The sequence below is a fragment of the Arthrobacter sp. DMZ02-1R genome (assembly GCF_057747935.1).
This window is the reverse complement of the sequence record NZ_CM173230.1, coordinates 525,761-549,167: the sequence shown is the minus strand read 5'-3', so window position 1 is coordinate 549,167 and position 23,407 is coordinate 525,761. Positions and strand designations below refer to the sequence as shown.

The window sequence follows — 23,407 nt, the reverse complement described above, 5'->3', positions numbered from 1 at the left end:
GTCTAGATTACATGCTTTCCGGAGCAACTGCTCGCCACGACGTTCACGAAAGCGGCGTCACAGTCCCACCGGCAGCCTCAACATTCATCGGCATGAAAAACTTGGGTAGAGTCGCCCTAATATCGGGCCACACGCATGAAAGGCGCAAACTCAGACATGGGCCAGGACAACACCATCCCGGGCAACAACGGTACAGGCGACAACGAGTCGCCGGTAGACCCTGGTTCAGGGACCGAGGATCCGGCGACTTCGGGCATCGATCCGGAAAATGGCGTAACTGGCGAAACCGAGCCTGAGGATGACGTTCCCTCCGAAAAAGAGTCTCCTCTGCGGAGCACCCTGGACGCCATAACGCGATATCGGCTCATCATTGGCGGCATCGTGCTGGCTGTATTGATCCTCATCGGGGTAGTGATCTGGGTCCTCGTTGGAGCCTTGGCCAACCGTCCGATGGCCGACGCCACCCCCGAGCCGGCCACGTCCACCAGCCGTGGCACCCTTCCGGCGGACATTGAGGCGAAGGACTACCAATTAGGCGATTGCTTTGAGGATTTCGACTCCAACGCAATCAAGGCCAAGGTGGTGGACTGCACCACCGACCATTCGGCGCAGCTGGGCGCCATTTTCCGGTACAAGGCAGACGACACGTTCCCCGGACGCGATGCGCTCAAGCAGAAGGCGCTCGAAACCTGCAGGACGGCCGTTCTTTCGCCGAGCATCGCAAATTACACACTCATCAATGAACTCGTTTACCCCAGTTCCGACAGTTGGAACGTCGGAGATCGCCGCGTGGACTGTTTTCTGGTGACGAAGTCGGGCAACACCATCAAGGAGAGTCTTCTGCAGAAGTAGCGCCGCCAGCCCCAGTCCGCCGGCAGCAGTTACTCCTTCCGCCTCACCGTCAGGCCGCTACCCGCCGGAGCGCCGCCGTCGGGACCTGACAGAGCCTCGAGCCCTTCGATGGTGAGTTCGTCGACGTCGGCCGCCGTGTCCACCAGTACGGTGTCGCCATCCACGATCTCTCCGGCGAGGATCTCCTTGGCCAGGCGGTCGCCGATCTCGCGTTGAACCAGCCTGCGCAACGGACGCGCGCCGTAGGCGGGATCGTAACCGGACATCGCGAGCCAGGCGCGGGCGCCGTCGGTGACCTCGAGGATGAGCCGACGGTCGTGCAGTCTCTTGGTCAGCTCGTCCACGTGCAACTCGACGATCCTGGCGAGCTCGTCCACGGTGAGGGCATCAAACAGGACGATCTCATCGAGCCGGTTGAGGAATTCCGGCTTGAACGAAGCGTTGACCACGGCCAGGACCGCATTTCGCTTCGACGAGGCGTCCAGGGTTGGATCCACGAGGAACTGGCTGCCATGGTTTGAGGTCAGCACCAGGATGGTGTTCCGGAAGTCCACAGTGCGGCCTTGGCCGTCGGTGAGGCGGCCGTCGTCGAGCACTTGGAGGAGGATGTCGAAGACTTCCGGGTGGGCCTTCTCCACCTCGTCGAGCAGGATCACGGAATACGGGCGACGGCGGACGGCTTCGGTGAGCTGACCGCCTTCCTCGTAGCCTACATATCCGGGAGGAGCACCGACCAGGCGGGCCACGGAGTGCTTCTCCCCGTACTCGGACATGTCGATCCGCACCATGGCGCGTTCGTCATCGAACAGGAAGTCGGCCAGCGCTTTGGCCAGCTCGGTCTTCCCGACGCCGGTGGGGCCGAGGAACAAGAACGAACCCGTGGGGCGGTTGGGGTCGCTGATGCCCGCGCGGGCGCGGCGGACGGCGTCGGAAACGGCGGCCACGGCCTTGGATTGGCCGATCAGCCGCTTGCCGATCTCCTCTTCCATGTGCAGCAGCTTCTGGGATTCGCCTTGCAGCATGCGGCCTGCGGGGATGCCGGTCCAGGCGGAAATGACTTCGGCAATATCGTCCGCCGTGACTTCGTCGGCAACCATCAACGCAGGCTTTGCTTCGCCCCGCGCCTCCCTGGCGGATTCCTCCTCGGCCGCCGCACTGAGTTCGCGCTCCAACGCGGGCAACTCGCCGTAGAGAATGCGCGAGGCAGCCTCAAGATCGCCTTCGCGCTGGTACTTCTCGGCGGCGGATCGCAATTCGTCGATTTTTGCTTTGAGGTCACCAACCCGGTTGAGTCCGGCCTTCTCAGATTCCCAGCGGGCGTTCAATGCCGCCAGGGTTTCCTTCTTGTCCGCCTTGTCAGCGCGGAGGGCTCCGAGGCGTTCCACTGAGGCAGCGTCAGTCTCGCGGGCCAGGGCCAACTCCTCCATGGTGAGGCGGTCCACGGCACGGCGAAGCTGGTCGATTTCCTCGGGAGCGGAATCGATCTCCATGCGCAACCGTGATGCGGCCTCGTCCACGAGGTCGATCGCCTTGTCCGGCAACTGACGGCCCGAGATGTACCGGTTTGAGAGCGTGGCGGCGGCCACCAGGGCAGAGTCTGCGATAGCCACCTTGTGGTGGGCCTCGTAGCGTTCCTTGAGGCCACGGAGGATCCCGATGGTGTCCTCCACGCTCGGCTCTCCGACGTAGACCTGCTGGAATCGGCGTTCCAGGGCCGGATCCTTCTCGACGTTCTCGCGGTACTCGTCCAAAGTGGTTGCACCGATGAGCCGGAGCTCGCCGCGGGCCAGCATGGGCTTGAGCATATTGCCTGCGTCCATGGCACTTTCGCCCGTGGCACCAGCGCCCACAACCGTGTGGATTTCGTCGATAAACGTGACGATCTGACCGTTGGAGTTCTTGATTTCCTCCAATACTGCCTTGAGGCGTTCCTCGAACTCGCCGCGATACTTGGCCCCGGCCACCATGGAAGCGAGGTCCAAGGCGATCAGGGTCTTGCCGCGCAGGCTTTCCGGGACGTCCCCGGCCACCATGCGCTGGGCGAGGCCTTCGACCACGGCCGTCTTACCCACGCCGGGTTCTCCGATCAGCACGGGGTTGTTCTTAGTACGGCGGCTGAGGACCTGGACGACCCGCCGGATTTCGCTGTCCCGCCCGATCACGGGGTCGAGCTTGCCGGAGCGAGCTACGGCAGTGAGGTCCATACCGTATTTCTCCAGCGCCTGGAAGGTGTTTTCGGGGTCCGCGGAGGTGACCTTCCGGTCCCCTCGGACACCCGGCAGGGCGGCGAGGAGCGCTTCATGGGAGGCGCCGGCGTCGCGCAGTAGTTTCCCTACGGCGTCGCTTCCTGCGGAGAGCCCCAAAAGAAGATGCTCGGTGGACACGAAAGAATCACCGAGTTTCTCGGCCTCGTGCTGGGCGGCCTGGATGGCTTGCATGGAGGGGCGGGAGAGCTGCGCTTGTTGCACGGAACTGCCCGACGACGACGGCAGGGCCTTGATCGCCGAACTCGCCTGCACACTCACCGCGTCCGGGTCCGCTCCGGTGGCGCGCAAAAGCGCGACGGCGACGCCCTCGCGCTGGTCCATGAGCGCCTTGAGCAGGTGGGCCGGCTCCAATTGCGGATTTCCGGCGGTGGAGGCGTTCATGGCCGCTGCGGAAAGAGCCTCCTGGCTCTTGGTGGTGAATTTGACGTCCATGGAAGAGCTCCTTTCGGGAAGATGACCGTTTCTCAAAGTTGAGTCTACTATGCTCAACTTTGGCAAACCGACTCTCCCGCTCCATGTTTGCCGACGGCGAAACCACTGTCCATAGTCCACCCCACTTATGTGGAAAAGCCCCTCGCCGTTTGCAGCTCCTGGCCCTAGGATCGGTTCTGACTGGGCGGATCACCCACCCGGCAAGCTGAGAAAAAGGACGCGCAATGAAGAAGTTCGTTGTTCTCTACAATGCACCGCAATCGGCCGAATCGGCCATGGCTGACAGCACTCCCGAGGCAGCAGCGGAAGGCATGAAGCTGTGGATGGACTGGGCCACGCGGGCTGGTGACGGGATTGTTGATCTCGGCACACCCCTCGGCGCAGGCAAGATCGTTGGGAATTCCGGAGTGTCCGATGCCGAGACCGGCGTAGGCGGCTACAGCGTCCTGCAAGCGGAGGACATGGACGGAGCCCTGAAGCTCCTCGAAGGCCACCCGCATTTCCTCATGGCACCGGAAGCCTCCATCCACATCTACGAACAACTCGACATCCCGGGCATGTAACGCTCGCGACAACGTGGGTCCGGGCCACGCGCAGCGTTCGGAACGCAGCACTCGGCCCGGACCCACTATCACTACAAACCGCCGTACGATATGCACATGGCACCCTTCACAGTCACCCGCAATGCACTCATCCCCGCGACTCCCGCGGACATCTTCCCGCTGGTCAACAACTTCCACGAATGGACCAAATGGTCTCCGTGGGAGGCGGTTGACCCCAAGCTGAGCCGCACCTACTCGGGCAATGAATCCGGCGTCGGAGCAAAGTATGCCTGGAGCGGCAACAACAAGGCCGGCACCGGCAACATGGAAATCGTCGGCTCCGAGGAGCCCGGCAAGATCGACATTCGCTTGGAATTCACCAAGCCGATGAAGGCCGTCAACCCCACAGAATTCACCTTCGTGCCGGAAGGCGACGGCACCCGGGTCACGTGGACAATGACGGGCGAGAACAAAGGCCTCGGCAAGATCTTCGCGTTGTTCATGAACATGGACAAGATGGTGGGCGGCGACTTCGAAAAGGGCCTGACCTCGCTTTCTGCGGCAGCCACCCAGAAGAACTCGTAGTCCGTCCGGGCGCAGGCCATGGCTGTCTACGTTGATCCGCCGCTATGGCCCGCGCACGGGACAGTGTTTTCACATCTGGTCTCGGACACATCGCTCGACGAATTGCATACTTTTGCCAAGGCCGCGGGGATCCCCGAACGGGCCTTCGACGGCGACCACTACGACGTCCCCGAGCGCCGCTACCAGGATCTCCTGTCCGCCGGGGCCATCCCCGTTGAGGCCCGCATTTTGGTGCGCAAGCTGATCGCGAGCGGCTTGCGCATCCCCGCCCGTGAGCGGAGCAAGGCCCTCACAGTGCCCCTGCTGGAGCGCTGGAATTCGACGCTTCCGGGACATGAGGAGCTGGGGTTCGAACTCCTGGAGCGCTGGGGTGAGGAGCACCGGAAGTACCACAGCCGCACGCATTTGCTGGCGGTACTCGAAGCCTTGGACCTCCTCACGGACCCGGCGCTTCCAGCGCGCTCGGTCACCCTTGCCGCGTGGTTCCACGACGCCGTCTATGAAGGAATCGCCGGACAGGACGAGGAAGAATCAGCCAAGTTGGCCGAGGACCGCCTCGCCATTGCGGGCCTTCCCGAGTCAGTCGTGGACGAAGTTGCCCGGCTCGTCAGGCTGACTTCCACGCACAGCCCCACGCCGGATGATCTTGCCGGCGCCCTCCTGTGCGACGCCGATCTCTCCATCCTCGGCGCGGAACCCGCAGCTTACGCCCGCTACCTGACGGCTGTCCGCGAGGACTACGCCCACGTTAGCGATCCCGACTTTGCCGCGGGCCGGGCCGCGGTGGTCCGCCAATTGCTCGCTCTGGATCCGCTCTTCCACAGCGAGCGCGCGAAAAACCTCTGGTTGGACGCCGCCAGACGCAACCTGGAGGCCGAACTGTCATGACAATGGCGGCGATAGTGCACCGGCAGCTTCCGTTCGCGGTGAGGTTTGAGTGGGGGCTCGACGGCGCCCGCGCCATATCGTCCGGAGCCGACCTTGCCGTTGTGGTTGACGTCTTGTCCTTCACCACGTGTGTGAGCGTCGCCGTCGATCGCGGCGCCATGGTGTTCCCTTACCCGTGGATGGATGCGGGTGCGGAGGACTTCGCAGCCCACCATGGCGCCCTGTTGGCGGGTCCGAGGGGTGGTGGCGGACTGAGCCTCTCGCCGTCGAGCCTTCGCGACGCGCAGACGCTGAGTCGCGTGGTCCTGCCCTCGCCCAACGGTTCCGCACTTGCCCATGAGCTCTCCCAGGAAGTGCCGCTCATCGCAGCAGTGTCGCTGCGTAACGCGGCCGTCACCGCGGATTGGGTGGCGTCCGAACTGCCGCCTGACGCCGTACTCGCGGTAATCGCGGCCGGTGAGCGGTGGCCCGGCGGTCCGCTCCGGCCGGCCGTGGAGGATCAGATCGGCGCCGGGGCTTTCATCGCCGGGCTCGCAGCCGCGGGCCGGGGTGGCTTCACCCCGGAAGACGGCAGGGAAGGTTTCTCGCCGGAGGCTGAGGCCGCGATGGCAGTATTCAACGCTGCTGAGCCCCGGCTCCGCGACGCCCTGCAAAGCTGTTCAAGCGGCCGGGAGCTGATCGGCGCAGGGTACGCCGACGACGTCGAGATCGCCGCCGAACTTGATGCCGGATTCGCAGTGGCCCTGTTGAGGGATGGTGCGTTCGGGCGGCCCTGAGGCCCACCAAGCCTGTGTGCCGGTCAGCCCCGTGTGGCTAGCCCTTGTCCTTGATCCATCCCAGGATCACGGCTTCAAGCGCCGGCTTCTTTGTCTCGAAATCGGCATTGTCCACGAAACGCGCAACGCGGGAGACTTCGCCGTCACCCTCGAGCAGGCCCAGCTCATCGGCGATCGACGCGCCCTGGTGGAACATCAGGGTGACGTTCTTCTTTGATCGCGGAAAGAACGAGGCAATGTTTCCCTTGTAGATGAAGGTGGGTGCCTGCCATTTGATGGCTTCGGACAAGCGGGGGTCGACGGAGAGGATGAATTCCCTGATCTGACCGACCAGTTCGCGGTGCGGGTTGTCGTACTGCTTAAGCCAGGTGTCCACTTCTGGATTTCTATTGCCCATGGCAGTAACCATAAGCCTGGCCGCGGCCGCCGGAGCCCAAGGCGACACCTCGAATCATGGAGGCGTGACCTCCTACCTCCTTGGTCGACGGTGCCAGCCAGCGAACCGGAGCCGTGACAGCTAGGACCGTGGCGGTTCCGCTTAGAAGATCTGCCGGATGTTGGTCTTCGCGAGGTCGATCAGCTGGTCGCCGCGGCCGGAGAGAACCGTCCGGATCGCGTAGAGAGTGAAGCCCTTGACTTGTTCGGCGCTGATTGCCGGTGGAATGGACAATTCCTGCCGGGCCGTGCGGACATCGATGAGGGCCGGGCCGTCGTGCGCGAAGGCTTCAGCCAGACCCGCCTGCAGCCCCGAGGAGTCGTCCACGCGGATGCCGCGGATGCCCAGGGATTCAGCGAGTTTGGCGAAGTCCGGGTTTTCCAAGTCCGTGCCATAGTTGACGAAGCCAGCCGCCTTCATTTCGAGCTCCACGAAGTTCAGCGAGGAGTTGTTGAAGACCACCACTTTGACCGGGAGCTTGTTCTGCACCAAGGTGATCAGCTCGCCGAGCAGCATGGTCAGCCCGCCGTCGCCGGCCAGGGCCACCACCTGGCGCCCGGGATACGCGGCCGCCGCTCCGATGCCGTGCGACAGGGCGTTGGCCATGGTTCCGTGGTTGAACGAGCCGAGAAGCCGGCGTCGGCCGTTCATGGTCAGATAGCGGGCGGCCCACACCGTGGGGGATCCGACGTCGCACGTGAAAACCGCATCCGGTGCCGCCAACTCATCGACTAGCCTGCCAACGTATTGCGGATGGATGGGCTGGCCGTCCTTCGCCGGAGAGGCGAGGTCATCGAGCTTGGCGCGCGACTTCGCGTAGTGCTTGAGCGCAGCCTGGAGGTGTGTTCGTTTCGCCTTGCGCTTGATCAAAGGCAGGAGCGAGGCCGCAGCGTCCTTGACTGTGCCCACGAGTCCAAGATCAATCCGCGCGCGCCTGCCAAGCTGCTCGCCCCTGATGTCCACTTGGATGATCTTCGCGTTCTCTGGGTAGAACTGCTGGTACGGAAAGTCGGTACCGAGCATGAGCAAGGCCTCACAGCTCTCCATCGCACGGTAGCCGGAACTGAACCCCAAAAGGCCGGTCATGCCGACGTCGAACGGGTTGTCGTATTCGACGTGTTCCTTGCCCCGCATCGCGTGGACGATCGGCGCCCCCAACGCGTCCGCCAACGCCATGACCTCGGCGTGCGCACCCGCGGTGCCGGCACCCGCGAGGATAGTCACTTTGCCGGCCGCGTTGAGTATCTCCGCCGCTTCGGCGAGTTCGCGGCTATTGGGCCGGATCTCCGGGCGGGCGGCCCGGATCACCGCGGTCCGGTCGCTTTGCGCCTCGGCGAGGGCCACATCACCCGGGATCACGACGACGGCGACGCCCCGCTTCTCGACCGCGGTCCGCATGGCGATTTCCAGGATCCGGGGCATCTGGCTGGGATGTGCGACGTGCTCGACGTAAACGCTGCATTCCCGGAATAACTCCTGGGGATGCGTCTCCTGGAAGTACTGGCTGCCGATCTCTTCGCTGGGAATGTGCGCGGCGATGGCCAGCACGGGGACCCTGGACTTGTTGGCATCGTAGAGCCCATTGATCAGGTGGAGATTGCCGGGGCCGCAGGATCCGGCGCACACAGCCAGCTCGTCCGTGAGGCCTGCCTCGGCCGCGGCTGCCAGCGCGGCGGCTTCCTCGTGCCGGACATGGACCCACCGGATGCTCTCTTCATCCCTCAGCGCGTCCGTGAATCCGTTCAGCGAATCTCCGGGGATCCCGTAGACGCGCTGGACATTGTTGGCTTTGAGGGTGGCGACGATGTTCTTGGCAACGGTGTTCCTGGCTGCGGACATGGACTGTTCCTTTCGAGGGGAGGCAGTGCAGACACGGCCTACGCTACTCCGGAACAGTTCGTGGTGCCTTATCCGGGGAGGCTAGCGGTAGGTGCTGACGAACGGGCGGTTGCTGGGCACGATCTGCTTGCCCAGCGGCATGAGTGATACCGGAATGAGCTTCAGGTTGGCGATGGCCAGTGGGATCCCGATGATGGTGATGGCCATGGCGAAAGCCGTGACCACGTGGCCGATCGCGATCCAAATGCCCGCAACCAGCAGCCAGATGACGTTGCCGATGAGCGGGAAAACTCCCCCGCCTCCGGGCTTGTCGACAACCATACGGCCAAACGGCCACAACGTGTACGAGGCTATCCGGAACGACGCGATGCCCCACGGGATGGTCACGATCAACAAGCAGCAGACAATTCCGGCCATGAAGTACCCCAAGGCCAGGACGAAGCCGCCGAAGACGAGCCAGATGATGTTAAGCAGCGTTTTCATATCTTCCATTGTCCCTTGCGGGACGCGGCCAAGGCCTAGGGGTTCGCCCTGAGATCCCCCTGATCTTCCGATCCCCGCTCACATATGTGGCCCTTTCCCCCGACGCTCGCTCACGTATGAGCCCAAACGGCGGCACCCACCTTCAGATGATCCGAAGGAGGGCGCTCTATTTTGGCCCCAAAGGTGAGCGAGCGTCGCGCCGCCCCAACGCTCGCTCACCTTTGCGGCCCTCTTGGCTGACGCTCGCTCACCTACGGGCGCCAGGGCAGGCCATCGCCCGCCGGGACACCGCGGGCCAGGGCCTACTTGCAGTTGGCGCTCAGCCAGGTTGTAACTGGAGCCATCGCTTTTTCGAACTTGCCGCTCGAGTACACGGTTTGATCCTTCAAACCTGCGATCGCGGTGTCCTTCAGGTTGGTGAAATCGGCTTTGAGCGCATCTGGGACACGCTGGGCCGTAGCGGCAAGCTCGGCTTTGTATTGCTCCAGTTCAGCGGTCTTTCCCTGCGCCGCAGACATTGGCAGCAACGAAGCTCCCGTGGCCTGTTGCGAAATAGTGGAGCACATCTCGGCCGCCGAAGCGAAGCCTCCAAAGGGCCCCGACGACGGAGTTGGGCTTGCGGATGCGGAGCCACCTCCAGAAGAGGCCGACGGCGTGCCCGCCGATGCGGTGCCTGCCTGCGATGAGCAACCAGACAATGCCAAAGCGGCGAAGAGGGCGACTGTCAGGTAGCGGATAGGGCCGTTAAGAGGTTTAACAAGGATTTTCAAAAGGTCGCATTCTGCTTGATCGTCTGTCTCCGGAACCGTTCGGTCTCCGGAGTCAATGGCATTCTGTCCCCGCCGTGGAGTGTAGCCCGAACGGACCCCGACCTTCCAAGTTGACTTCTGGCGGCCTTTGGCCCGCTTTCCTAATCCCGCACCAGCAGGGTGTCCAGCTTGGTGAACGAGGTACCCCACCCCTCGCGGGTCATTTCAACCCATTCGTCGGAGTCAAACGGGCCTTGGGTGAGATGAAGCCGCGTGCGGTCGCCTTCCAGCACCTCGAATTCAAGGCGCATTTCGAGCAATAGCGTGATCCCGGCGTCGGGCTCTGCTTTCTGGGTGGCGACAAGGAGGGCGGGCGGATCGTAAGCGGTGATGACGGCGTCAATAGGCGATTCCTTGGGGGCGCCATCCTCATTCCAGGTCATGACGAGCTGCCAGACGCCGCCCACCCTGGGTTCCACGACAATCTGGTCGCGCGGCGAATCAACACCTACTGGCCCGAACCATGCGGCGAGCTGATCGGGGTCCATGAAGGCCTCGAAGACGAGCTCCCGTGGGGCATCGAATTCGCGGGTCATGGTGAGGATGTGCTGTTCCGTGTTCATTGCTTGACTCCTGGATCCTTTGAATCGTGCTGAATCTTGCGTAGGTGGGCATCGAGGCGGGTAAAGCTGGCATCCCAGAAACGCCTGTATCTGTCCATCCATTCGGTGGCTTCGCGCAGTGGTTCCGCTTCCAACTTGGAAGACCTCCATTGCGCATTCCGGCTCCGGCTGATGAGCCCTGCGGTTTCCAGGACTTTGAGGTGCCGAGAGACGGCGGGAAGGCTGATGTCGAACGGTTCGGCGAGCTCGTTCACGGTAGCTTCACCCTCCGAAAGCCGGGCCAGAATTGCCCTTCGGGTGGGGTCGGCGAGGGCCGAGAAGATGAGACTGAGCCGATCTGTGGACATGTTTAGGGCCTCTGTATTTAACCATTCAGCTAATTAACTGATGTGTTAAATATGCGCAGCTGAACGGCGGCTGTCAAGGGTTTCTTGCGACCCTCGCTCACTTTTGGGGGCTAATCCTCGAACCCTCGATCACATCATCTGCAGGAGCATCGCGCCAAAAGGCACCAAACCTGAGCGGGCGTTTGCCGAAAAGGCACCAAACGTGAGCGAGCGTTTGCCGGGGCGTCAGGCTTTGGCGGCTTGGACGAAGGCGCGAACGAGGTCGAGGTCCTTCACACCGCGTGACGACTCCACGCCGCTGGACACGTCGACGCCCCAGGCCTCGGCTTCGTGTGCTGCCGCTCCGACGTTGGCCGGGGTCAACCCTCCCGCCAACAACCAGTGGCGCCCACCCAGGCCCAGTTTCCGGACCGAGGAATAGTCCCAGGCCTCCCCCGAACCGGGCACTGCGGCGTCGATCAGAAGCAACTCCTCGCCCCAGTCGTCAAACTCCCCCGGAGCGGCACCCATGGTGACGGCCCTGACCAGCCGCATGCCGGCGTCGTGCACGGCCTTAACATCTTCCGGAGTGCGGCTTCCGTGCAGCTGGACCCATGCGAGACCGGCCTCGCGGGCGGTTGCGACGGCGTCGGCGGCCGATTCGTGGCGGAAGACCCCGACGGCGATGACGCCTTCCGGCACATGGACCAGCAAGTCCCGGGCCCGGTCGGTCGATACCTCGCGCGGGCTCTTCGTCAGCACGAAACCCACGGCGTCTGCGCCGGACCCGACGGCGGCCTGCACGGATTCAGGCGTGCTCAAGCCACACACTTTGACGTACATTCCGCACCTCCAAACCGTTTACCTCCCTACGACGTTAGCAAGGGCCCCGGCGATTGTTGAACCGTGCCAAGATTGCGCCGATGTTACGCGAGAGTTCAGCCGCCCAAAGGCAGGCTCGGGCTAGGCTGGAGCGCATGGAGATCATCCGTTTTGCCGAGCTCAGACCTGAACCGTGGCGCAACGGCGGCGGGGTGACCCGCGAACTGGCCAGCCATCCGAAAGCAGCATCGGCGCAGGACGGGGCGTGGGACTGGCGGGTCAGCATTGCCGACGTCGGATCGGCCGGCGATTTCTCGACGTTCCCCGGCATGGAGCGCGTCATCACAGTGATCGACGGCGAGTTGCTGTTGCTTACTGTTGACGGCGAAGAGCACCCCTTGGAAAAGTATCGGCCTTTCCGGTTTTCGGGCGAGGCGGCCTCTGCCAGCGCACTCCCGACCGGCGACATCCGGGACCTCAACGTGATCGCCCGGGCCGGCGAATTCAAGGGTTACACGTCCATCATCGAGCTCTCGAAGAGGCGCGCGCACCCGGTGTTCGAGGGTCAGATGGCCGTCCTCTTGGAGGGCAAGGCTTCTGTCACACCCGGGGCGGAGCCTGCCGACGCCGCGGACGGCTCGGACGGGGAGGCTGCCGCGGCGGCCGCCGAGTCCATCGAACTCGCCCGCTACGACGCAGTAGTAGGTTCCGACACCCGCAGCCCGGAAATCCTGGGCCGTGGATTCCTCGCCGTCATCTCGATCGACCGCGTGGAGCATGCGCACTCCTAGGTCCCAGCACTGGACATAACAGCAATATGCCCACTCGCTGAGCCCACGGCAGCGCATGTCCTTCATGGTGTTCGCAATATGCCCACTCGCGGAGCCGAACGCTGGACATGTCCCTTGGTAAAGCCCACGACCGCGCATGTCCCTGGTGAGGCTCGCCACCAAAGCTGGCTACCCGGCGTCGGGATTTGCTAGCCTCGAAGGAAGGCCCGCAGAGGGACCTCCGGACGACGGTTCAGTACCCGGCACGCGACAAGACTGGCCAAAGGATCTGTCATGTCGTGGTTAATCCTCATTCTGTCCGGTGCGCTCGAGGCCGTCTGGGCCGCAGCGCTCCACCGTTCCAACGGCTTCCGCAAGCCGGTCCCCTCCGCCATCTTCCTGGTCACCGTGATTGCGAGCACCGCAGGTCTGGCCTTCGCGATGCAATCCATCCCCACGGGCACCGCCTACGCGGTGTGGGTGGGAGTCGGCGTCGTCCTCACGGCCGCTTACGCGATAGTCACCAAAGTTGAGCGCCCGACGCCGGCCCGGCTGCTGCTGCTCGCCGGGATCGGCGTGTGCGTGGTCGGCTTGAAGGTGGTGGCGTAGCCGTGGCCGCCAAGTTTGCATGGGCCATTTTGCTGGCCTCCGCCGTGCTCGAAGCGGTGTGGGCAACGGCCCTCGGCCTGTCCGACGGCTTCAGCCAGGCCATCCCCACCGTGGTCTTCGCCGCGACGGCGACCCTCAGCATGATCGGCCTCGGCATCGCGGTGAAGCGCATTCCCCTTGGCACGGCCTACGCCGTCTGGGTCGGGATCGGGGCGGCACTGACGGTCGGCTGGGCGATGGCCACCGGCGTCGAACCGGCCAGCCCCCTCAAGCTGCTGTTCATCGCCGGAATCGTGGGCTGCGCGGCCGGGTTGAAGGCCCTGCCGACTGAAGCGCCGGAAGTGACCGAGCCAGCCCAACCTTAAGCGCCGGGCACGCGGAATACTCCCCCGCCCCGCGGAGTTGCCAGCAATGAGACGAACACTCGGCGAAGGAGAACCACCATGAGCCCGGAAACCACGAATGCCCAGCTCGGCGACGGCCTGACCGTAAGCCCCCTCGGTTTCGGCGGGATGGCATTGACGCCCGTTTATGGCGAGGTGGATCCCGCCGAATCCCTCAAGACGCTGCACCATGCCGTGGATGCCGGCATCAGCTTCATTGACACCGCGGACATTTACGGCGCGGGCGACAACGAGGAACTGATCGCAAAACTGCTGAGAAATCGCCGCGATGAGGTCCAGTTGGCCACCAAGTTTGGAATCGTGGGCAACCCGCGCGATGGTTACACCGACGTCCGGGGAGATACCGCTTACGTGACCCAGGCGGCGGAAGCGAGCCTCCGCCGCCTGGGCACCGACGTTATTGACCTCTATTACATGCACCGCCGCGACCTCCGCGTTCCGATTGTGGAAACCGTGGAGGCCATGGCAGAGCTTGTCCGGGCAGGCAAGGTCCGGCACCTGGGCTTGTCTGAAGTGACAGCCGAGGAACTGAGGGAAGCCAACGCCGTGCACCCGATCTCCGCTGTGCAGAGCGAGTGGTCCGTCTGGAGCCGGGACGTTGAACGCAACGTCGTCCCGACTGCGGCTGAGCTTGGTGTGGGTTTCGTACCTTATTCGCCGCTTGGCCGGGGCTTTCTCACGGGAACCGTCAGCGCCGATCAACTCGGCGACAACGATTTCCGGCACCGCATCCCCCGTTTTGCCGACGGCGCCCTCGACGCCAACCAGGCGGTTGTTGCCGCGGTTCGCGCCGTGGCCGCGGAGCTATCCGAGAGCACCGGCCGGGATACAACCCCCGCCCAGGTGGCTTTAGCCTGGCTATTCGTCCAAGGCCGCCGCCTCCAGCTCAGCGTGGTCCCCATCCCCGGGACACGCAAAGCGCACCGGATCGACGAAAACCTGGGTGCCCTGTCCGTCGAGTTGAGTGCCGCCCAACTGGACGTGCTCGACGGCGCCGCGGACGCCGTCGTCGGCTCACGGTCCGCGGATCCCACCTGGGTTTCGCAGGGCCGCGAGTAACCGGCCGGCCGCACGCGGCTTCCGTAGAGTGGACGAATGGACTCACTCATTCATTCACTGCGTGACATCACCATCCGGCGAATCTCGGTCAGCGAGATGAACAACAACGTGTACCTGCTCACCGCGAAGGCAAGCGGTGCGCAGCTCCTGATCGACGCCGCGGACGACCTTCCGGCCATCCAGCGGATGATCGAGGACTCGGCCGCGGACACCAAGGCCACCCCGAAGCTGGCCCTGATCGCCACGACGCACCAGCACTGGGACCACGTCCGCGCGCTTCCCGGGTTGGTGGAAGCCACGGGCGCGAAGACCTCGGCCGGAGTGGACGACGCCGACGCGCTGCCCGTACGGGTGGACGTGCAGCTGCACCATGGCGATGTGGGAAACTTCGACGGTTTTGACATCACCGCGGTGCACTTGCGCGGCCACACTCCGGGTTCAATCGCCTACGTGTACCTGGACCCGGAAGGGCCCGCGCACATATTCAGCGGCGACTCGTTGTTCCCCGGAGGCGTTGGCAACACCCAGAACGATGCCGCCCGCTTTACTTCGCTGTTGAACGACGTGACGGAACGGCTGTTCGAGGCCTACCCGGATGACACCGTGGTGCATCCTGGCCATGGAGATCCGACAACACTCGGCGCGGAGCGGCCACACCTTGCGGAATGGCGCGAGCGCGGCTGGTAATCCCCAGGGACATGCTCATTCTTTGAGCCCAGGAGTGGACATATCAGGAATATGTCCACTCCTCGCTACCAACGTTGAGCATGTCCAGTGGAGTGCCTAGAGCACAGGTGGCCTAGCGGCCGCGACGCTCGTTCGACGCCGGAGCCGAGGCACGGCGCGGGCCGCTGCGGGCCGGGCGACCCGAACCCGAGTTGCCCGCGCCGGAGCCGTACGAGCCACCGGAGTTGCCACCGGTGTTCGAGGACCAGACGGACTTGTTGCCGCTACTGCGCGTAGCAGTTGCGGACTCGGTACGCGGAGCCGACGCCGAGCGGTTGGCCCCAGCAGCACGCTGACCAGTTGCCGGACGGCCGCTGCGACCGTTCTGGCCCTGTGCAGCGGGAACGTCATTCCGGTGAGTGGAAGCAGAGTTGCCGCGACCACGCGAGCTGCGGGCGACGTCGTCGTTCGCTGCTGCGCGGCGATCTGCACGGTTGATGTCGGTGCGTACCGGCTCGGAGCCAACCTTGCCACGGCCACCGCGACCACCACGGCCACCCGCAGTGGGTGCAGCTTGGGTGGTGCGGCGGTTGCGCTTGCGCTGGGCATTGGCGCCAGTGGAGGTGCCGCCACCCGGCTGCTGGGTCTTAGCTGCGAGCAATGCCGCACGGGTGCGCGGGTCAACCTTGTCGGCAACCTGGCCCACGAGCTGGGCAACCAGCGGGGAGCTGGCCGTGACGCGCTCGAATGAGACGTCGACGCCGGCAGCCTTCATGAGCTTCTTGACGTCGGACTGCTGCTCGGGAAGCGTCAGCGTGACCACGGTGCCGTCTGAACCTGCGCGGGCCGTACGGCCGGAGCGGTGCAGGTAAGCCTTGTGCTCTGTGGGCGGGTCCACGTGGATGACGAGTTCCACGTCGTCGACGTGTACGCCGCGGGCCGCGACATCGGTGGCCACCAGGACGCGGACCTCGCCGCTGGCAAACTCGGCAAGGTTACGGTCACGGGCATTCTGCGACAGGTTGCCGTGGAGATCGACGGCGGGGATGCCGCAATCGGTCAGGGTCTTGGCGAGCTTGCGTGCGTGGTGCTTGGTCCGCATGAAGAGCAGGCGGCGGCCGGCGCCGGAGGCCAACTCCACGATCAGCTGCTTCTTGACGGTCTGGTCGTTGACCACCAGGACGTGGTGCTCCATGGTGGTGACGGCTGCCTGGGGGTCGTCCACGGAGTGGGTCAGCGGGTTGGACAGGTAACGGTTGACCAGTTTGTCAACACCGTTGTCCAACGTCGCAGAGAAGAGCAGGCGCTGGCCCTGGGTGGGGGTCATATCCATGAGCTTCTTGACCACCGGGAGGAAGCCCAGATCGGCCATGTGGTCGGCCTCGTCCAGGACGGTGATCTCGACAGCTTCGAGGGTCAGGATGCGCTGCCGGATGAGGTCCTCAAGACGACCCGGGCAGGCGATGACAATGTCGACGCCGGCACGCAGGGCCTTTTCCTGGCGTGCCTGGGAGATGCCGCCGTAGATGACCGTGGTGTTCAGGCCCATGGCCTTGGCCAGCGGTTCGATGGTGGCGTTGATCTGGGTGGCGAGCTCACGGGTCGGTGCGAGGACCAGGCCCATGGGGCGGCCGGGCTTGCGGAAGTGCTTGGCTTCGCGCTCGGCGAGACGTGCCACAAGCGGGATAGCGAAAGCGATGGTCTTGCCGGAGCCCGTGCGGCCACGGCCCAGGACGTCGCGGCCTGCGAGCGTATCCGGGAGGGTCTTGACCTGGATGGGGAAGGCTTCTTCGATGCCATCTGCAGCGAGGGACTCGGCAATGGCCTTGGGCGTGCCAAGGGCAGCAAAAGTAGTCATGTGTTTCAAGGGTCTTTCTGGCGGTGTCCAACGGACATCGTCCCCCGACGCCGGTTGGGCCAAGGGTTCGCCGAGGAAAAAGTCAGTGATCGACCGGTAGGCAATAAGCCGTGGCCGGGACCAGAGAAAACGCGTTCATCGACGCAGGATGTGCCTCTCACATGAAAAAAGCCCACTCCCCGAAATCCGGGACTAAGCGGGCATCACTGCACATCAAGTAAATCCATTCTAGCATCCGCGGGCAGCCCGCCTTTCCACGGGGGTCTTTGTTGCCCAAGTAACTCGCAGTAGTTGTCGTTTTAGGGGCTAAAAGCGACAACAACTGCGAGCCAGTTGGGTGGGCGGCCGTTGCCCCGCGGGAGCAAGTCAGGGCACGCTTGAGCCATGACGCACCAGCACGACGGCGGAGCCCACCTTCACAGCGAACCGAACCACGACGTTGACGCGGCGCAGTTCTGGGACGAGGTGTACCAGGAAAAGGCGAAGAGGTGGAGCGGGAATCCCAATCCGCAGCTGATCGCGGAAGCCGCAGGCCTGACTCCTGGCACCGCCCTGGACCTGGGCTGCGGCGAGGGCGCGGACGCCATCTGGCTCGCCCAGCATGGCTGGACGGTGACCGCCGTGGATGTCTCCGCCGTCGCGCTTGAACGGGCAGCAGCCCACGCGATCGAAGCGGGGCTACAGGACCGGATCACTTGGTTGCAGAGGGACTTCGCAACGTGGCGCCCGGACGAGGCCTTTGATCTGGTGTCCGCCCAATTCCTTCATTCTCCGCTTCTGCCGTGGCGCGATTCCCTTGCCTCGGCCGCAGCAGCCGTGGCTCCCGGCGGGGCTTTGCTTGTGGTCGGGCATCACCCGGAGGGCCTGACTCCGTGGAGCGCGCACAAGGAAATGAAGGACAAGTTCTTCACTCCCGAGGACTCAGTAGAGGCGCTCACCCGCGGCCCTGGCTCGTGGAGGATCAACGTCGCCGATTCCCGGGAACGCGTGGTGACCGGTCCGGACGGTCAGCAGGCCACCACCGTCGATAGCGTGCTCCGGGCCCACAGAAAGTCTTAGGCTCTTACGTCGTCGGCTTCCTCGGCGCGGTGAGCCTCCGCGCCCTGACCACCCGGACCGCCCGGAGGCCGCCTGCCCGCCACGCGCGGCGCAATGATGAGTCCGACGACGGCGATCCCCGACGTCAGTGCGAACACGCCAGAGAAGGAGGCCGCCGTCGTCGTCAGCGCACTGAAGACGAGTCCAGTCACCGCGAGCGAGAGGGCGCCTCCCAGGGAATCGGCAATGGACATTGCCGAACTGTTGAAGCCTTGGTCCTCGGGGCGGGAGAGGGCCAAGGTCATGACGCTCAGGCGCGGGTACATCAGGCCCATACCGGCGCCCGCGAAGAGCCAGCCTGCAATCGCCACCGCGGCCGGCCACGCAAACACCGTGGTCACAAGGACAACGGCCACGGAACCAAGCACCAGCGCTGAACCGATCCGGACAGCCAAGGCATTCCCGAGCCTGGAACCCAGCCGGCCCTGGACAGCGGACGCTCCTGCCCAGGCGAGGGCCGATCCAGTCAGCGCGAGCCCTGCGAACGCCGGGGTGAAGGAGTACCGCTCCGTGAGAAGGTACGGAACATAGACCTCGGCGCCGAAAAACGCGGCTGCGGCGATTCCACGCATCAGGATGACGCTCGGCAATCCGCGGTGTGCGCCGAGGGTGCCGCGGGGAACCAATGGCTTCACGGCCAGCATTGCGATGACGAGCGCGACGGCGGCGATCACCCAGCCCACGCCAGGCAACTGGCCGGACAGGTTCAGGCCGAGGACGGAAAGGGCTGCGAGCGCAGCCCATCCCATGCGGCCGAACGCCCAGGGAACGTCCGCGGTGCCAGGCTTTGCTGGGCGCGGCGCGGTTTTCGAAGAGCCTGCCTCGCGCACGTCCGGCGCGGAACGCATGCCGCGCATGGCGGGCAGGATCATTGCAAGCGCCGGAACCACCAGGCCCACGACGCCCAGGAAGACCCAGTGCCAGCTACTCAACTGGGCCACCACGCCGGCCGCGAAAGGCCCGATCATCGAAGGAATGACCCAGGCAGCCGAGAACGCCGCAAAGACCTGGGCGTGCAGCCTGGCGGGGTAAACCCTTGCGATCACCACGTACAATGCGACCGTCATGGCGCCGCCGCCGAGGCCTTGGACGAGCCGCCCAGCGACGAGCATCGACATGGAACCCGCGGTACCGGCGACGAGCAGTCCTGCTGCGAACAGTGCTACGGAAGCGTACAGCGGAGCGGCGGGCCCACGCCGGTCCGCCCAGTTCCCTGCGGCCACCATCCCAATGACGCCTGTGGCGAGGGGACCGGCGAACGCCAAGGCATAGAGTCCGGCGCCATTCAGTTCGCGACTCACCAGCGGCATGATGGTGGTGACGGCCATCGATTCGAAGGCTGCCAGGAAGACCAGCGCGCAGGCACCCGCAGTGGCCAAAAGGTAGGGGCGTTGCAGGATGCCGGCTGTCGCGTCGTGGCTAGTCATCATCCCAGCCTAGAAGCCCAAACGAGTTTGGGGCCACAGACCCAGCGCGCGGGAGTCCGCGGGGGACCGCGGCAGCCCGGAAGGCGCGCTCACCGCCGACGGTGAGTCAAGCCGTCGTCGTCAGCCCGATTGCGGAGACCAGCTCACCGGCGGCGGTGGGTACGACGGCGCCAGTCGCCGTCGAGTCCGGGTTCAGCATCCAGCCGACCCGCTTGGCCGTGCTCAGCATCACGACGCTTTCGACGAGTTCGATCCCGGGAATGCGCTGCTGGATTGCTAGTTCCATCTCCATGATCTCTGCCAGTGAGCGCAGCCACATGATGATCACAAAGTTGGTACTGCCGGTGGTGGAGGCCGTGAACCGGACGTTCCTGACGGCCCGTAGCTCGGCGGCCGCGGCTTCATGTTGTCCTGCCGGAACATTCGCGAACCACTGGCACGTCATGGGAAAGCCGGAGAATTTCTGGGCAATTTCGCATCGGAAGGACAGCATCCGGCTCGCGAGCACGCGGCCGAGCTGCCGCTGCACCGTGGCAGGGTGGCGCCCCAGGGCACGTGCGATCTCCGCGGCGGAGGCCCTGCCATCCCGGGCGAGGAAGGGAAGAAGTGCCATGTGGCTCGCCGGCAGCGGGGTGACCACCGCGTTGGGGGCGGACGGATTGGCCGCTTCCGGCCCGGCAAGGGCGCGCAGCGCCTGCTGCTCCGCCCGGCTCAGCACATTGAGCCGCCACGCATAGCCGCTGGTGTGGATCCGCGTGCAGAGCGAGGTCCGGTACTTGGTGAGCCCCCGGATTTCCTTGAGCTTGGGCAATAGCCGGGTGCTGAACTCGCCAAGGTCTTGGGTGATCACGGTCAACATGAGGTCCCGGTTGCTGGCAGCCTCCTCAACCGTGATGATCTCCGGAATCGCGGTTAGCGCGGCAGTGACCTCGGGCCTGAGGTGCATTTCGCAGTCGACGTCTATCAGGGCAAGGCAGGCGTTCTTGGGATCGCCCATGAGGTGCGCCGTTGTCCAGGCCGCTCCGGACTCGCGCAGCCGGTCCCATCTGGAAGCCAACGTAGTGGCATGGACGTCGAGGACGTCGGCGGCGTCGGACCAGCTGATCCGCGGCGAGATCTGGAGGGCATTGATCAGCCGGAGGTCCTCTTCACTGAGTTCCATGAGCGATCCTCTCCTAGGTGGTGCGTGAATCCTGTTAATTCTGGCATGTTCCTGAATTTTTTCAGGGCTTTAGACGATTGTGAGGCTAATCACTCCACAATGGCTATGGATACTTACCAAACGTTCAGGAAACAGGAGAACAGATGTCGATCGCCGCAGACGCCAAAGAGATGCAGGGAGAAATCGCCCGGTTCCGCCACGAGCTCCACCAGGAACCGGAAGTCGGCCTGGACCTCCCGCGCACCCAGGAAAAGGTGCTCAAGGCGCTCGACGGACTCCCGTACGAAATCACCCTCGGCGAGAGCACGACGTCGGTCACTGCAGTCCTGCGCGGCACCGCGCCCGGTGCGCCGCACGCGTCAGCGCAGAAGCCAGCGGTGTTGCTCCGCGCCGACATGGACGGCCTTCCCGTCCAGGAGCGCACCGGCGTCGAGTTCTCCTCGAAGATCGACGGCGCCATGCATGCCTGCGGCCACGACCTCCACACGGCCATGCTCGCCGGAGCCGCTACGCTGCTGGCCGAACGGCGCCATCAGCTGGCCGGCGATGTGGTCCTGATGTTCCAACCGGGCGAAGAAGGCTTCGACGGCGCAGGCCACATGATCCGCGAAGGCGTCCTGGACGCTGCAGGCCGCCGCGTCGACGCCGCCTATGGCATGCATGTCTTCTCCTCCCTGGAACCGTATGGCCAGTTCTGCACTAAGCCAGGCGTGATGATGAGCGCCTCGGACGGGCTTTTCGTCACCATCCTGGGTGCCGGCGGGCACGGTTCGGCGCCCCATTCAGCCAAGGATCCCGTCACGGCGGCCGCAGAAATGGTGACCGCGCTGCAGGTCATGATCACGCGGCAGTTCAACATGTTCGATCCCGTAGTCCTGACCGTGGGCGTGCTGCAGGCCGGCACCAAGCGCAACATCATTCCCGAATCCGCCCGATTCGAAGCCACCATCCGCACCTTCTCGGAAGCCTCCCGCGACCGGATGATGACCGCCGTTCCGCAGCTCCTCAAGGGCATCGCCTCCGCGCACGGCCTGGAGGTGGATGTCGACTACCGCGGCGAATACCCCATGACCGTCACTGACGAGGACGAGACCCACACCGCGGAGAACGTCATCTCCGGCATGTTCGGCGATTCGCGGCTCTCCCGCTGGGCCACGCCAATCAGTGGCTCGGAGGATTTCTCCCGGGTCCTCGCCGAAGTTCCGGGAACCTTCGTAGGCCTCAGCGCCGTGCCGCGGGGCGTGGACCACACCACCTCACCGTTCAACCACTCCCCCTACGCCACCTTCGACGACGGCGTCCTGGCCGACGGTGCGGCGCTCTACGCAGAGCTCGCGGTCTCCCGCATCGCCACCCTCGCCGCCAGCAACTAACCACCACCCCAGCCACTTGGAGCAAGACATGACCGCCACCGTAGGCGCATCAGCCACCGTTCAGGTTCACAAGTCCCATTTGCGGACCCTCATTGGCACCGGCATCGGAAACGCCGTCGAATGGTACGACTGGGCTATTTACGCCACATTCTCGCCCTTCATTGCCAGCGCCCTCTTCAGCAACGCCGACCCCACGTCAGCTGTGCTCTCCACCCTGGCGATCTTCGCCGTCGGATTCGTGGCCCGGCCGTTCGGCGGCTTCGTCTTTGGTTGGATCGGCGACAGGATCGGCCGCAAGACCTCCATGACGTTCGCCGTCGGCCTGGCGGCCTTCGGCAGCCTGCTGATCGGCATCGCACCGACGTTCCAGGCCGTCGGGGCCCTGGCCTCGGTCATGCTTCTGGTGGCCCGCCTCATCCAGGGCCTCGCCCACGGTGGCGAACTGCCGTCGTCGCAAACGTACCTGTCCGAAATGGCACCCAAGGAAAAGCGAGGCTTCTGGGCGACCCTCATCTACACCTCCGGCACCGCCGGAATCCTCGCCGGAACCCTGTTGGGCGCAATCCTGACCGGGGTGCTGAGCAAGGCCGACATGAACGCGTGGGGTTGGCGCATCCCGTTCCTGGTGGGCGGCGCCCTGGGCATCTACGCCCTGGTCATGCGCGCCAAGATGAAGGAGACGGAGGCGTTCGAAGCCGAAGCGCCGAAGGAAAAGCGTGAGCCCATGTGGCCGCAGATCGTCAAGTACCGCAAGCAGGCACTACAGGTGATCGGCCTGACCGTCGGCCTCACCGTTGTCTACTACATCTGGGGCGTCGTGGCGCCGAGCTATGCGGCAACCACCCTCAAGATGGACCGCGGAGAAGCCCTCTGGGCCGGCGTCATCGGCAACATCGCGTTCATCGCCTCACTCCCGTTCTGGGGCAAGCTGTCGGACCGCATCGGCCGCAAGCCCGTGCTGATCATGAGCTCAGCAGGTGTGGCGCTGCTGCACTTCCCCATGACGTGGCTCCTGAAGGATTCCCCCTGGCAGCTGGCCGTCAGCATGTCCGTGATGCTGTTCTTCATCGCCGGCAGCGCCGCGATTGTCCCGGCCGTGTACGCCGAGCTCTTCCCCACCAAGATCCGTACCGTGGGCGTCGGTGTCCCGTACTCCATCTGCGTCGCTGCTTTCGGCGGCACGGCCCCGTACCTGCAGACCTGGTTGGGCAGCATCGGCCAGGCCAACATGTTCAACGTCTACGCTGTGATCCTGCTGGCCATCGGAATCGCGTTCGCCTTCACGATTCCGGAAACCAAGGGCAAGGACCTGACGCACTAAAACTCTCCCAACTGACTAGCAGTAGGTGTCGTTATGAGCC

General features: G+C 64.5%; 24 protein-coding genes and 1 riboswitch. Of the genes, 13 read left to right on the top strand and 11 right to left on the bottom strand.

The genetic code is table 11. The features are described from left to right. The first annotated feature begins 135 nt into the window (after positions 1-135). A complete protein-coding gene (locus AC3ANQ_RS02560) occupies positions 136-852 on the top strand; it encodes a septum formation family protein (RefSeq protein WP_488303670.1) in 717 nt (238 codons plus the stop codon). Positions 853-881: 29 nt separating this feature from the next. Here the strand turns inward: AC3ANQ_RS02560 and clpB are convergent, their stop codons facing one another. Further along, positions 882-3,551, bottom strand: coding sequence for an ATP-dependent chaperone ClpB (gene clpB / locus AC3ANQ_RS02555; RefSeq protein WP_488303669.1), 2,670 nt, complete (start codon positions 3,549-3,551; stop codon positions 882-884). A gap of 224 nt (positions 3,552-3,775) precedes the next feature. On the opposite strand from clpB, the gene AC3ANQ_RS02550 reads away from it, so the two are divergent. The 4 genes from AC3ANQ_RS02550 (at position 3,776) to AC3ANQ_RS02535 (ending at position 6,342) form a co-directional block, all read left to right on the top strand. Then, positions 3,776-4,114 carry a YciI family protein gene (locus AC3ANQ_RS02550; RefSeq protein WP_488303668.1) on the top strand — a complete coding sequence of 113 codons (339 nt, stop codon included), beginning with the start codon at positions 3,776-3,778 and terminating at the stop codon, positions 4,112-4,114. Positions 4,115-4,210: 96 nt separating this feature from the next. After that, entirely contained in the window at positions 4,211-4,678 is a 468-nt protein-coding gene (locus tag AC3ANQ_RS02545; protein ID WP_488303667.1) for an SRPBCC family protein, read from the top strand. Between the two features lie 18 nt (positions 4,679-4,696). Next, positions 4,697-5,566 carry a DUF4031 domain-containing protein gene (locus AC3ANQ_RS02540; RefSeq protein ID WP_488303666.1) on the top strand — a complete coding sequence of 290 codons (870 nt, stop codon included), beginning with the start codon at positions 4,697-4,699 and terminating at the stop codon, positions 5,564-5,566. Next, complete coding sequence (locus tag AC3ANQ_RS02535) at positions 5,563-6,342, top strand: 2-phosphosulfolactate phosphatase (protein WP_488303665.1); 780 nt, start codon at positions 5,563-5,565, stop codon at positions 6,340-6,342. The genes AC3ANQ_RS02540 and AC3ANQ_RS02535 overlap by 4 nt, the downstream gene beginning before the upstream one ends. A gap of 37 nt (positions 6,343-6,379) precedes the next feature. Here the strand turns inward: AC3ANQ_RS02535 and AC3ANQ_RS02530 are convergent, their stop codons facing one another. The 7 genes from AC3ANQ_RS02530 to AC3ANQ_RS02500 all read right to left on the bottom strand — a co-directional run bounded on the left by AC3ANQ_RS02530 (position 6,380) and on the right by AC3ANQ_RS02500 (position 11,641). Further along, positions 6,380-6,718 (bottom strand): DUF1801 domain-containing protein, encoded by a 339-nt coding sequence (locus AC3ANQ_RS02530; protein ID WP_488303664.1) that lies wholly within the window; start codon positions 6,716-6,718, stop codon positions 6,380-6,382. 162 nt (positions 6,719-6,880) lie between these two features. Beyond that, positions 6,881-8,617 carry a ubiquinone-dependent pyruvate dehydrogenase gene (gene poxB, locus AC3ANQ_RS02525; RefSeq protein ID WP_488303663.1) on the bottom strand — a complete coding sequence of 579 codons (1,737 nt, stop codon included), beginning with the start codon at positions 8,615-8,617 and terminating at the stop codon, positions 6,881-6,883. Between the two features lie 81 nt (positions 8,618-8,698). Beyond that, on the bottom strand, positions 8,699-9,100 hold the full coding sequence (locus AC3ANQ_RS02520) for a YccF domain-containing protein (RefSeq protein WP_268020242.1): 402 nt from the start codon (positions 9,098-9,100) through the stop codon (positions 8,699-8,701). A gap of 302 nt (positions 9,101-9,402) precedes the next feature. Beyond that, the gene (locus AC3ANQ_RS02515; protein WP_488303662.1) at positions 9,403-9,618 is read right to left on the bottom strand and encodes a hypothetical protein; all 216 of its coding nucleotides are present in this window, start codon (positions 9,616-9,618) and stop codon (positions 9,403-9,405) included. A 392-nt stretch (positions 9,619-10,010) separates the two neighbouring features. Then, a complete protein-coding gene (locus AC3ANQ_RS02510) occupies positions 10,011-10,472 on the bottom strand; it encodes an SRPBCC family protein (protein ID WP_488303661.1) in 462 nt (153 codons plus the stop codon). Continuing rightward, positions 10,469-10,819 (bottom strand): ArsR/SmtB family transcription factor, encoded by a 351-nt coding sequence (locus AC3ANQ_RS02505; RefSeq protein WP_488303660.1) that lies wholly within the window; start codon positions 10,817-10,819, stop codon positions 10,469-10,471. Before AC3ANQ_RS02505 ends, AC3ANQ_RS02510 begins: the two co-directional genes overlap by 4 nt. Positions 10,820-11,044: 225 nt before the next feature. Next, positions 11,045-11,641, bottom strand: coding sequence for a phosphoribosylanthranilate isomerase (locus AC3ANQ_RS02500; protein WP_488303659.1), 597 nt, complete (start codon positions 11,639-11,641; stop codon positions 11,045-11,047). Between the two features lie 134 nt (positions 11,642-11,775). On the opposite strand from AC3ANQ_RS02500, the gene AC3ANQ_RS02495 reads away from it, so the two are divergent. The 5 genes from AC3ANQ_RS02495 to AC3ANQ_RS02475 all read left to right on the top strand — a co-directional run bounded on the left by AC3ANQ_RS02495 (position 11,776) and on the right by AC3ANQ_RS02475 (position 15,149). Continuing rightward, on the top strand, positions 11,776-12,411 hold the full coding sequence (locus tag AC3ANQ_RS02495; protein WP_488303658.1) for a HutD/Ves family protein: 636 nt from the start codon (positions 11,776-11,778) through the stop codon (positions 12,409-12,411). 198 nt (positions 12,412-12,609) lie between these two features. Beyond that, a riboswitch (guanidine-III (ykkC-III) riboswitch) is annotated at positions 12,610-12,675 on the top strand. A 9-nt stretch (positions 12,676-12,684) separates the two neighbouring features. Next, positions 12,685-12,999, top strand: a complete 315-nt coding sequence (locus AC3ANQ_RS02490) for a DMT family transporter (protein ID WP_488303657.1) — start codon at positions 12,685-12,687, stop codon at positions 12,997-12,999. A 2-nt stretch (positions 13,000-13,001) separates the two neighbouring features. Further along, positions 13,002-13,364 (top strand): DMT family transporter, encoded by a 363-nt coding sequence (locus tag AC3ANQ_RS02485; protein WP_488303656.1) that lies wholly within the window; start codon positions 13,002-13,004, stop codon positions 13,362-13,364. A gap of 78 nt (positions 13,365-13,442) precedes the next feature. After that, the gene (locus tag AC3ANQ_RS02480) at positions 13,443-14,462 is read left to right on the top strand and encodes an aldo/keto reductase (RefSeq protein WP_488303655.1); all 1,020 of its coding nucleotides are present in this window, start codon (positions 13,443-13,445) and stop codon (positions 14,460-14,462) included. A 36-nt stretch (positions 14,463-14,498) separates the two neighbouring features. Then, on the top strand, positions 14,499-15,149 hold the full coding sequence (locus AC3ANQ_RS02475) for an MBL fold metallo-hydrolase (protein ID WP_488303654.1): 651 nt from the start codon (positions 14,499-14,501) through the stop codon (positions 15,147-15,149). 112 nt (positions 15,150-15,261) lie between these two features. On the opposite strand, the gene AC3ANQ_RS02470 is transcribed toward AC3ANQ_RS02475, so the two are convergent. Then, positions 15,262-16,986, bottom strand: coding sequence for a DEAD/DEAH box helicase (locus AC3ANQ_RS02470; RefSeq protein ID WP_488303653.1), 1,725 nt, complete (start codon positions 16,984-16,986; stop codon positions 15,262-15,264). 384 nt (positions 16,987-17,370) lie between these two features. Here AC3ANQ_RS02470 and AC3ANQ_RS02465 point away from each other — a divergent pair, with 384 nt between their 5' ends. Then, positions 17,371-18,045 carry an SAM-dependent methyltransferase gene (locus AC3ANQ_RS02465; RefSeq protein WP_488303652.1) on the top strand — a complete coding sequence of 225 codons (675 nt, stop codon included), beginning with the start codon at positions 17,371-17,373 and terminating at the stop codon, positions 18,043-18,045. Here AC3ANQ_RS02465 and AC3ANQ_RS02460 read toward each other — a convergent pair. Next, positions 18,042-19,511: an MFS transporter gene (locus AC3ANQ_RS02460; protein ID WP_488303651.1), complete on the bottom strand. Its 1,470-nt coding sequence runs from the start codon at positions 19,509-19,511 to the stop codon at positions 18,042-18,044. The two genes, AC3ANQ_RS02465 and AC3ANQ_RS02460, sit on opposite strands and share 4 nt — an antisense overlap. A 106-nt stretch (positions 19,512-19,617) precedes the next feature. Then, on the bottom strand, positions 19,618-20,673 hold the full coding sequence (locus tag AC3ANQ_RS02455; RefSeq protein WP_488303650.1) for an Lrp/AsnC family transcriptional regulator: 1,056 nt from the start codon (positions 20,671-20,673) through the stop codon (positions 19,618-19,620). 143 nt (positions 20,674-20,816) lie between these two features. Between AC3ANQ_RS02455 and AC3ANQ_RS02450 the strand changes: the two genes are divergently transcribed. Together AC3ANQ_RS02450 and AC3ANQ_RS02445 are read left to right on the top strand one after the other, a co-directional pair. Beyond that, positions 20,817-22,046, top strand: a complete 1,230-nt coding sequence (locus tag AC3ANQ_RS02450) for a M20 metallopeptidase family protein (protein ID WP_488303649.1) — start codon at positions 20,817-20,819, stop codon at positions 22,044-22,046. Between the two features lie 28 nt (positions 22,047-22,074). After that, positions 22,075-23,367, top strand: a complete 1,293-nt coding sequence (locus AC3ANQ_RS02445; protein WP_488303648.1) for an MFS transporter — start codon at positions 22,075-22,077, stop codon at positions 23,365-23,367. Positions 23,368-23,407 lie beyond the last annotated feature (40 nt).